The following is a 10,444-nucleotide window of genomic DNA, read 5'->3' as shown; positions in this document are numbered from 1 at the left end:
CAGATGACCGAGGCCGACGTGGCGCGCGTGTGCCAGGCGGTGAATGAGATTAGCGCGAAGTTTGCAAAGTAGTTTGCAGAATCAGAAGTCGAAGTCCACAGGCATACTCAGCAGGCAAGACACAGGGGAAACGCGGAACTCGGCGCAGTATTTGCGCCGTGATCCGCGCACGCAGTAAACCGAAGCATCCAATAACGGAATCGACGCACACATGAGTCAAACGGAACAAGGCACCCTGACCCCGGACACGCCGGAAGTCTCGGTCATCATTCCGGTCTACAACGAGGAAGCTGGCCTTCCCGCGCTGTTCGCGCGCCTGTATCCGGCGCTCGACAAGCTCGGCACCTCGTACGAAGTGATCTTCATCAACGACGGCAGCCGCGACCGCTCGGCCGCGATGCTCGCCGAGCAGTTCCGCGAGCGGCCCGACACCACGCGCGCGATCCTGCTCAACGGCAATTACGGCCAGCACATGGCGATTCTCGCGGGCTTCGAGCAGGCGCGCGGCGAAATCGTCATCACGCTCGACGCCGACCTGCAAAATCCGCCCGAGGAAATCGGCAAGCTCGTCGAGAAGATGCGCGAGGGCTACGACTACGTCGGCACCATCCGCAAGCAGCGTCAGGACAGCCTCTGGCGGCGCAAGGCTTCGCAGGCGATGAACCGTCTGCGCGAGCGCATCACGCGCATCAAGATGACCGACCAGGGCTGCATGCTGCGCGCGTACAACCGCCGCATCATCGACACGATCAACCGCTGCGGCGAAATCAACACCTTCATTCCGGCGCTCGCCTACACGTTCTCGCAAAACCCGGTCGAGGTCGAGGTCGCGCACGAAGAGCGCTTCGCCGGCGAATCGAAGTACTCGCTCTACAGCCTCATTCGCCTGAATTTCGACCTCGTGACGGGCTTTTCCGTCGTGCCGCTGCAGTGGCTGTCGTTCATCGGCGTGATCCTCTCGCTCGGCTCGGCCGGACTCTTCGTGCTGCTGTTGATTCGCCGCTTCATCATCGGGGCGGAAGTGCAAGGCGTGTTCACGCTGTTCGCCATCACGTTCTTCCTGCTCGGCGTGATCATCTTCGCGCTCGGTCTGCTCGGCGAGTACATCGGCCGCATCTACCAGCAGGTGCGCGCGCGTCCGCGTTACCTGATCCAGACGATCCTCGAGGAACGCAATGGCCGCGCCGTTGCCGATACGCCGCGCCAGGATTTCGTGCAGGCCGCCGCGTTCGCGCAACCGGCGCCGACGGTGCAACCCGCCAATGCGGCCACGAACCCGGCCAACGAAGGAGCCGGCCAATGAAACCGCGTGCCGTTGTCTTCGCGTATCACAACGTGGGGGTGCGCTGCCTGCAGGTGCTGCTCGCGGGCGGCGTCGACGTTGCGCTCGTCGTCACGCATGAAGACAGCCCGACCGAGAACATCTGGTTCGGCAGCGTGAAGTCGGTGGCGCAGGAGCATGGCATCGAGGTCGTCACGCCCGCCGACCCGAAGAGCGCCGAGCTGCGCGCGGCCGTTTCCGCGGCGCGGCCGGACTTCATCTTCTCGTTCTACTACCGGCACATGCTGCCCGTGGACCTGCTCGCGCTCGCCGGGCGCGGCGCGTACAACATGCACGGCTCGCTCCTGCCGAAGTACCGTGGCCGCGTGCCCACGAACTGGGCCGTGCTCAACGGCGAAACCGAAACGGGCGCGACGCTGCACGAAATGGCCGCGAAACCCGACGCGGGTGCGATCGTCGCGCAAACCCCGGTGCCGATCCTCCCCGACGACACCGCCGCGCAGGTCTTCGACAAGGTCACGGTCGCCGCCGAGCAGACGCTCTGGCGCGTGCTGCCCGCGCTGATTGCGGGCGAGGCGCCGCATCTGCCGAACGACCTTACCAAGGGCAGCTACTACGGTGGGCGCAAGCCGGAAGACGGCCGCGTCGACTTCGGCCAAAGCGCGCAGCAGGTGTACAACCTCATTCGCGCCGTCGCGCCGCCCTATCCCGGCGCGTTCACCGACATCGGCAACGAGCGTTTTGTCATTGCCCGCGCGCGCCTCGTGCGCCCCGGCTCGCAAGAAGCCGAAAGGGTCCGCCCCCTCGCCGGATTGCCCGTGGGCATCCACGTAAGCGATAATGCGCTTTTCGCCGTCTGCGGCGACGCACGCGCCATCGCGATCCACGAACTGCGGCATGCGCATAACGGTCAAGAAACCGTTATCAGCCCCGCCGCGTTCTCCGAACTCATTTCATCTGTCCCCCGTCCATGACCAAAAAAGTCCTGATCCTGGGTGTGAACGGCTTTATCGGCCACCACCTCTCCAAGCGCATCCTCGAATCCACGAACTGGGAAGTGTTCGGCATGGACATGCAGACAGATCGCCTCGGCGACCTCGTCAAGCATGAGCGGATGCACTTCTTCGAAGGCGACATCACGATCAACAAGGAGTGGGTCGAGTACCACGTCAAGAAGTGCGACGTGATCCTGCCGCTCGTCGCCATCGCCACGCCCGCTACCTACGTGCAGCAGCCGCTGCGCGTGTTCGAACTCGACTTCGAAGCGAACCTGCCGATCGTGCGTTCGGCCGTGAAGTACCGCAAGCACCTCGTTTTCCCGTCGACCTCCGAGGTCTACGGCATGTGTTCGGACGAGCAGTTCGATCCGGACGCCTCGGCGCTGACCTACGGCCCGATCAACAAGCCGCGCTGGATCTACGCGTGCTCCAAGCAGCTCATGGACCGCGTGATCTGGGGCTACGGCATGGAAGGCCTGAACTTCACGCTGTTCCGTCCGTTCAACTGGATCGGCCCGGGCCTCGACTCGATCTACACGCCGAAGGAAGGTTCGTCGCGCGTCGTCACGCAGTTCCTCGGCCACATCGTGCGCGGCGAGAACATCAGCCTCGTGGATGGCGGCGCGCAAAAGCGCGCGTTCACCGACATCGACGACGGCATCGAAGCGCTGATGAAGATCATCGAGAACAAGGACGGCGTCGCCACGGGCAAGATCTACAACATCGGCAACCCGACCAACAACTTCTCGGTGCGCGAACTCGCACACAAGATGCTCGCGCTCGCCGCCGAATTCCCGGAGTACGCGGAAACGGCGAAGAAGGTGCAGCTCGTCGAAACGTCTTCGGGCGCCTACTACGGCGCGGGCTACCAGGACGTGCAGAACCGCGTGCCGAAGATCGACAACACGAAGCAGGAACTCGGCTGGGCGCCGAAGTCGACCTTCGACGAAGCGCTGCGCAAGATCTTCGAAGCGTACCGCGGCCATGTGGCCGAAGCGCGTGCGCTCGTCGAGCAACACTAAGCGTTAGATAAAGGTCCTCGCCTCTTGGCTCGCATCGTTCTGAAAATTGACGTCGACACGCTGCGCGGCACGCGCGAAGGCGTGCCGAACCTCGCGCGCATCTTCGATCGCTACAAGGCGCGCGCCACGTTCCTGTTCAGCCTCGGCCCGGATCACACGGGCTGGGCGCTGCGCCGCGTGTTGCGGCCGGGCTTTCTGAAGAAGGTCTCGCGCACGTCGGTGGTCGAGCACTACGGCGTGAAGCAGCTGATGTACGGCGTGCTGCTGCCGGGCCCCGACATCGGCGTGGAAGCCGCGGCTGAAATGCGCGCGATTCACGAAGCCGGCTTCGAGTGCGGCATCCATACGTGGGATCACGTGTACTGGCAGGACAACGTGCGCACGCGTGACGCGCAATGGACCGCGCGCCAGATGCAGAAGAGCCACGACCGCTTCACGCGTATCTTCGGCACGCCGCCCGTCACGCACGGTGCAGCGGGCTGGCAGATGAACGAGGCGGCCTTCGAGCAGATCGACACGTGGGGCATGAAGTACGCCTCGGACGGGCGTGGCCACTCGCCCTACCGTCCGGTGGTGGCGGGCCGCACGTTGAACCACGTGCAAATGCCCACCACGCTGCCCACGCTCGACGAGGTGCTCGGTGTAGACGGCGTCGATAACGACACGGTCGCCGCGTGGATGCTCAAGCGCACCGAAAACAACCCGCACGACCAGGTGTTCACGCTGCACGCCGAACTCGAAGGCCAGAAGCTCGCGCCCATCTTCGAGCAGCTGCTCTCGGGCTGGCGCGCGCAAGGCCACACGTTTGCCACGATGGGCGATTACCATGCGACGCTGGACCCGGATTCGCTGCCATCGTACCCTGTCACCTGGGGCGAGATCGCCGGCCGCTCCGGCCAGCTGATCGTTCAGCCCGACTGAATCCGCCGCCCGCGCGCCGCGGGGTGCCTGCCCGGACCCGCGCCCGCGCAACGCCCCCCCGCCGCGGGCGGCACGCCGTCCCGGCGAAACGGCGCTGCAGCCTCCAGATTCAAAGCGCTGCGGCAACGCCAGCCAATAACAAAGGGAGAGCCACGTGCCTGACGTGACCATCGCAGTCGACCACCCCGTTCCCGACTTTACCGCCCCCGCCACTGGCGGCGACTTCACGCTTTCGAGCCTGAAGGGCAGCAAGGTGGTGCTCTACTTCTATCCGAAAGACAACACGCCGGGCTGCACGACCGAGGGCCTGCAATTCCGCGACCTCTCTCCGAAGTTCAAGAAGGCCGGCGCGCAGATCGTGGGCGTGTCGCGCGACAGCGTGCGCTCGCACGATAACTTCAAGGCCAAGCTCGAATTGCCGTTTACCTTGGTATCGGATGCCGACGAAGCGCTGTGCACGCTCTTCGACGTCATCAAATTGAAGAAAATGTATGGCAAACAGGTACGAGGTATCGAACGCTCGACCTTCCTGATCGACGCTGCCGGCGTGCTGCGCCAGGAGTGGCGCGGCATCAAGGTTCCGGGCCATGTCGAGGAAGTTCTGGAGGCTGTACAAGCGCTTTGAGGAGCGTTATATTGGGCTGCAATGAGTGCCTGTCCAACCCTTTTTACGTCGCGTTGCGGCGGTTTCGCAGCCGGTCATGCAATGACCGGAAATGCGCATCCGAGGCAACGGGACAACACCGAAGTGAAGCCGCTTGCCTCGTCATCCGGGGCAGCGGCTTTTTTGTTTGTTCCACGCTGTTCCCTCCCGCTTTTCTCCCCGTTCGTGCCGGCTTTGCGACCCGGTGCGCGCAAACGTCAAGGAGCTGATCGAAAACCAGGCGAACCGGCATTTTCTGACCTGAGCGCGCACCTTGCGCAGTAACGGCGGGCGCCTACCCGGCACCCGCACGCACCGCCCGAAAGCGCGCCTTACTGGGTAACCCCGCGACCACTCGACCCGATTTTTTCGAGGGACACCATGCCTTTGCCTACTCCCCCCAGCAAGCTCGGCAACCTGCTGCCGCCGGATGAATACAAGACGCGTGCCCGCACGACGCGCAGCACACGCAAGGCCGCGAGCGAGAACGACGCAGCCGACGTTGCCGAATACGGCCCCGCGAGCGTCGCCGAGCCGATGACGCAGGCCGCCAACGCAGCGACCACGCTGCGCACGGTGCCGCTTCCGAGCGGCAGCGCCGAACTCGCCGCGCTCGAACCGGTCGCACCGGCGCCCGCGCGCAGCAAGCGCAACAACGGCAAGCAAGTGACGGCCGCGCTGCTGCAGCCTGTCGAGGCACGCACCGGAGCCGACACGCCCGTTGGGCGCGGCGGCAAGCCCGCGTCGGCGAAAGCCTCCGGCGGCGCCGCTGCGCCTGCCACGCGCGCCGGCACGAAAAAACGCGTGCATCCCGAAGAGAGCACCGAAGTCCAGAAGCTCTTCGTGCTCGACACGAACGTGCTCATGCACGACCCGACCTGCTTGTTCCGTTTCGAGGAGCACGACGTCTATCTGCCGATGATGACGTTGGAAGAACTCGACAACCACAAGAAGGGCATGTCGGAAGTCGCGCGAAACGCTCGCCAGGTGAGCCGCACGCTCGACCAGCTGGTCGCCAACGCGGGCCCGATCTCCGAAGGCATTTCGCTTGGCCGCCTCGGCAGCCGCGAGGCGCTCGGACGCCTGTACTTCCAGACTACGCTCACGCATATCGATCCGGTCGACGGCCTGCCTCAAGGCAAGGCCGACAACCAGATCCTCGGCGTGGTGCGCGCGCTGCAGCGCGACCGGCCTGACCGGCTCGTCGTGCTGGTGTCGAAAGACATCAACATGCGTATCAAGGCGCATGCGCTCGGGCTGCCCGCGGAAGACTACTTCAACGACCAGGTTCTCGAAGACAAGGACCTGCTCTACTCGGGCGTGCGCGCGCTCCAGCAGGACTTCTGGTCGAAGCACGCGAAGGGCATGGAGTCCTGGCAGGACACCAAGACCGGCACGACGTATTACCGCGTGACGGGCCCCGAGTGCCTCTCGATGCTGGTGAACGAGTTCGTGTACCTCGAGCCGCAGAACGGCGAACCGGCGTTCCACGCGATCGTGCGCGAGCTCAACGGCAAGACGGCGCTCCTGCAAACGCTGCGCGACTACGGCCACCACAAGAACAACGTGTGGGGCATCACGGCGCGCAACCGCGAGCAGAACTTCGCGCTGAACCTGCTGATGAACCCGGAGATCGACTTCGTCACGCTGCTCGGCCAGGCCGGCACGGGCAAGACGCTCGTCGCGCTTGCGGCGGGCCTGGCGCAAGTGCTCGACGAAAAGCGCTACAACGAGATCATCGTCACGCGCGCGACGGTGCCGGTTGGCGAGGACATCGGCTTCCTGCCGGGCACGGAAGAGGAAAAGATGCAGCCGTGGATGGGCGCCTTCGACGACAACCTCGAAGTCCTCCAGAAAACCGATGACGCCGCCGGCGAATGGGGGCGCGCTGCGACTCAGGAACTGATCCGCTCGCGCCTGAAAGTGAAGAGCATGAACTTCATGCGCGGCCGCACGTTCGTCGACAAGTATCTGATCATCGACGAGGCGCAGAACCTTACGCCCAAGCAGATGAAGACGCTCGTCACGCGTGCGGGTCCGGGCACGAAGATCGTGTGTCTGGGCAACATCGCGCAGATCGATACGCCTTATCTCACCGAAGGGAGTTCGGGCCTCACCTACGTGGTGGACCGCTTCAAGGGCTGGGCCCACAGCGGCCACGTGACGCTCGCCCGCGGCGAACGCTCGCGGCTTGCCGATTACGCGTCCGATATCCTGTAATCCATTCGCTGGGCGCCGCTTTTCAGAGGCACCCACGCATTGGGCAAGGACCGTATCCGGGGAACCGGATACGGTCCTTTTTTATTGGCCACGCGTCCCCCAGGCGCAACAGTTGGCGCCCGAACTTCAAGTAAGTTGTGAAGAATCCTTGCGAAAGCCCTGACGGGCGGGCTACCATCCGCCCATGATCCGTTTTCCCGATGGCGCACGCGTCGCGCGCGCCATATTCGCTTCATGCGCCGACTCTGGCTTCCGCTTCTGATCTCCGTTCTGCTTGCCGCGTGCTCCAGCGCGCCGCAAAAGGTATCGCGCAGCGGTTCGTCTTCCAGCGAAAACACGTGGCGAACCCGGCCACCGGGCTTTCCCAATTTCGTCGATCACAGCGTGGGCCGCGAGGAAATCTCGATCCAGGCGATGGGGCTCGTCGGCATTCCGTATCGCTGGGGCGGCAATACGCCCGATAGCGGCTTCGATTGCAGCGGTCTCGTGAAATACGTGCTGGCCCGCTCGGCCTCGGTCGACTTGCCGCGCACCACCGCGGAAATGAGCACGCGCGGCGAAACCATCGAACCCGATGAGATCGCAGCCGGCGATCTCGTCTTCTTCAATACGACAGGACGACCGCATTCGCACGTCGGGATCTACGTGGGCAATCTGCGCTTCGTGAATGCGCCTTCGACGGGCGGCACAGTGCGGCTCGACTATCTGACCAACCCCTACTGGGCGAAACGCTTCGACGGGATCCGCCGCATGGCGCCGGCGCGGCGCACGCCTTTCGAGACCCCGACGTGGGAAGCCTCTGCGCCGACTGAACGTTCGCCCGGCGTGAATGCCGCACCACCAGCCGCCGCCATGGCCAGCGTCGCGCCTGCCGGGGGTGCACAGCCCGCGCCGCGTGCGGTCGCTGCGAGCCAGAATCGCATTGTCGCCGCTCCGGTTCCAGGCTATGTGGCGACGCAGGCGACTGTGCCGACGGCCTCGACGGCTGCCGCCGCCCCGGCCGACGCGTTCGAGCCGCCACCCGCTTCGCTCGGCGCGGCGCAAACGCAGGCTCGCGACGCGGGCGCGCTCGCTCCCGCAGTTGCGCCCGGCAACGCCGCCAGCGCACCTCGCGACGCCATCGACGCCGCCGCCGACGCCTTCGAGCCCCCACCGCCCACGGCAAACGCGGCGGCGCGCCAGGCCGGCCAGGTGGGCTCGACGCCGATCCAGGCGGCGGCTCCGTCCGCCGGCAGCGTGCAAATCATGCGCGCCTCGACAGCCGGTTCAGTCTCGCCCGCCCCAACCCAGTCCAGCGACGATCCCATCGCGCGCTTTGCCAACAGCGGCGACTGAGGCTGCCACGCCCCGGCGCTGACGGGCACCTTGCCCCTGGCCGGACGGCGACTCATGCTTCCAGCGGTTTGCGGCGCCCCGCGCCTCTGCTATCGTTTCGGGACCGTTTTTCATACTTTCGCGCAGCGAGGCGACGATGGATCTTGGACTCAGCAAGAAGGTGGTACTCGTGACGGGCGGCAGCAAGGGCATTGGCCTTGCCTGCGCGCGCGCCTTTGCGCAGGAAGGCGCCCGCGTGGCGATCGTCTCGCGCGACCCCGCCAATCTCGCGCGCGCGCGCGAACAATTGGCGAGCGAGGGCCTGCACGTGCACCTCACCCGCGCCGACCTGCACGAAGCGCATAGCGCCGCGGACGTGGTCGAAGAAGTCTCCACGGCGGTCGGCCCCATCGATATTCTCATCAACAGCGCGGGCGCGGCACGCCGCTACGACCCGGAAACACTCGATGCGGACGCGTTCAGGGCGACGATGGAGGCGAAATATTTCCCCTACATCTATCCGCAGCAGGAAGTGCTGCGCCGCATGGTGCAGCGGATCAAGTCGGGCGAGAGCGCGGAGCCCGGCGCCATCGTCAATATCATCGGCATGGGCGGCAAGTTCGCGAGCGACATCCATATCGCGGGAGGCGCGGCCAACGCAGCGCTGATGCTCGCCACCGTGGGCCTCGCGCACTATCACGCGCGCTACGGCATCCGCATCAACGCGATCAACCCGGGCGCCACGCTCACGGAACGGTTGCAGGAGGCCGTTCAACTGGAGGCTCAACGGACGGGCGTCGGCGCGGACGAGGCGTTGGCGAGCGGCGAATCGAAGGTGCCGCTCGGGCGCTATGCTAAGCCGGAGGAAATCGCCGATGTCGCGCTTTTCCTCGCGAGCCGGCGCGCGAGCTACGTCACGGGCGCGCTCATTCCGATGGATGGGGCCAGCACCCCGCTGATCTGACGCGGCCGCCAGCACGCTGGCGAGGCCCCAAAAGCACTGCGGCGCCCGAAGGCGCCGCAGGTATTACATGAAGCGGTGACCGAGCCACCAGGCAGCGGCGGCCAGCGTGGCCGACGCCGGTATGGTCAGCACCCAGGCCCAGACGATGTTGCCCGCCACGCCCCAGCGCACCGCGCTGAGCTTCTGCGTCGCGCCAACGCCGACAATCGCGCCCGTGATCGTGTGCGTGGTCGAAACGGGAATGCCCATCCACGAAGCCGTGAAGAGCGTAAGCGCCCCGCCCGCCTCCGCGCAGAAGCCGCCCACCGGCTTGAGCTTGGTGATCTTCTGGCCCATCGTGCGCACGATGCGCCAGCCGCCGAACAGCGTGCCGAGACCCATCGACAGATAGCAGCCGCCAATCACCCAGATGGGCGGCGCGTCGGAGCCGATTGCCGAGTAGCCCGTTGCGATCAGCAGCATCCAGATGATGCCGATGGTCTTCTGCGCGTCGTTGCCGCCGTGGCCGAGGCTATAAAGGCCAGCGGAAACGAGTTGCAACCGCCTGAAGCGCCGGTCGACCTTGCTTGGCGGTGTGCGGAAGTACAGCCACGACACCGTGAGCATGAAGAACGATCCCAGGATGAAACCGAGCAGCGGCGAGATGAAGATGAACGCCACCGTCTTCATGAGGCCGTCGAAATTGAGCGAGGCCCAGCCCGACTTCGCGAGCGCCGCGCCCACGAGACCGCCGATCAGCGCGTGCGAAGAGCTAGACGGAATGCCGTAGTACCACGTGAGCACGTTCCAGCCGATCGCGCCCATCAGCGCGCCGAACACCACGTAGTGATCGACGATATCGGGGTCGATCGTGCCTTTGCCGACCGTCTGCGCCACCTTCAGGTGGAACACGAAATAGGCGATCACGTTGAACATGGCGGCAAACGCCACCGCCTGCTGCGGCTTCAGAACGCCGGTGGACACGACCGTGGCGATGGAATTCGCAGCATCGTGAAAACCGTTCATGAAGTCGAAGATGAGAGCGATGGCGACCAGTGTCGCGACCGCCCAGAGGGCGAGTTGTATCGATTGCATCGCAGT

Annotated in this window: 9 protein-coding genes; 8 read left to right on the top strand and 1 reads right to left on the bottom strand. The window is 65.1% G+C overall.

Annotation, left to right across the window (positions count from 1 at the left end):
- Nucleotides 1-211: 211 nt before the first annotated feature.
- The 8 genes from U5A57_RS25075 to U5A57_RS25040 all read left to right on the top strand — a co-directional run bounded on the left by U5A57_RS25075 (nt 212) and on the right by U5A57_RS25040 (nt 9,364).
- Nucleotides 212-1,303, top strand: a complete 1,092-nt coding sequence (locus U5A57_RS25075; RefSeq protein WP_321914314.1) for a glycosyltransferase — start codon at nt 212-214, stop codon at nt 1,301-1,303.
- Complete coding sequence (locus tag U5A57_RS25070) at nt 1,300-2,256, top strand: formyltransferase (protein ID WP_321914313.1); 957 nt, start codon at nt 1,300-1,302, stop codon at nt 2,254-2,256. Before U5A57_RS25075 ends, U5A57_RS25070 begins: the two co-directional genes overlap by 4 nt.
- On the top strand, nt 2,253-3,302 hold the full coding sequence (locus U5A57_RS25065; protein WP_133184282.1) for a bifunctional UDP-4-keto-pentose/UDP-xylose synthase: 1,050 nt from the start codon (nt 2,253-2,255) through the stop codon (nt 3,300-3,302). The genes U5A57_RS25070 and U5A57_RS25065 overlap by 4 nt, the downstream gene beginning before the upstream one ends.
- A gap of 24 nt (nt 3,303-3,326) precedes the next feature.
- Nucleotides 3,327-4,223 carry a polysaccharide deacetylase family protein gene (locus U5A57_RS25060; protein ID WP_321914312.1) on the top strand — a complete coding sequence of 299 codons (897 nt, stop codon included), beginning with the start codon at nt 3,327-3,329 and terminating at the stop codon, nt 4,221-4,223.
- A 163-nt stretch (nt 4,224-4,386) separates the two neighbouring features.
- The gene (locus U5A57_RS25055) at nt 4,387-4,848 is read left to right on the top strand and encodes a peroxiredoxin (RefSeq protein ID WP_233883785.1); all 462 of its coding nucleotides are present in this window, start codon (nt 4,387-4,389) and stop codon (nt 4,846-4,848) included.
- Between the two features lie 399 nt (nt 4,849-5,247).
- On the top strand, nt 5,248-7,086 hold the full coding sequence (locus U5A57_RS25050) for a PhoH family protein (protein ID WP_321914311.1): 1,839 nt from the start codon (nt 5,248-5,250) through the stop codon (nt 7,084-7,086).
- Between the two features lie 234 nt (nt 7,087-7,320).
- The gene (locus U5A57_RS25045) at nt 7,321-8,421 is read left to right on the top strand and encodes a C40 family peptidase (RefSeq protein ID WP_321914310.1); all 1,101 of its coding nucleotides are present in this window, start codon (nt 7,321-7,323) and stop codon (nt 8,419-8,421) included.
- 136 nt (nt 8,422-8,557) lie between these two features.
- Nucleotides 8,558-9,364: an SDR family oxidoreductase gene (locus tag U5A57_RS25040; protein ID WP_321914309.1), complete on the top strand. Its 807-nt coding sequence runs from the start codon at nt 8,558-8,560 to the stop codon at nt 9,362-9,364.
- A 63-nt stretch (nt 9,365-9,427) separates the two neighbouring features.
- Here the strand turns inward: U5A57_RS25040 and U5A57_RS25035 are convergent, their stop codons facing one another.
- Nucleotides 9,428-10,438, bottom strand: a complete 1,011-nt coding sequence (locus U5A57_RS25035) for an inorganic phosphate transporter (RefSeq protein ID WP_321914308.1) — start codon at nt 10,436-10,438, stop codon at nt 9,428-9,430.
- Nucleotides 10,439-10,444: the final 6 nt, after the last annotated feature.

It is taken from the genome of Paraburkholderia sp. J11-2 (assembly GCF_905220185.1).
Taxonomy (GTDB): Bacteria; Pseudomonadota; Gammaproteobacteria; order Burkholderiales; family Burkholderiaceae; genus Paraburkholderia.
This window is presented reverse-complemented; position numbering and strand designations above follow the sequence as displayed.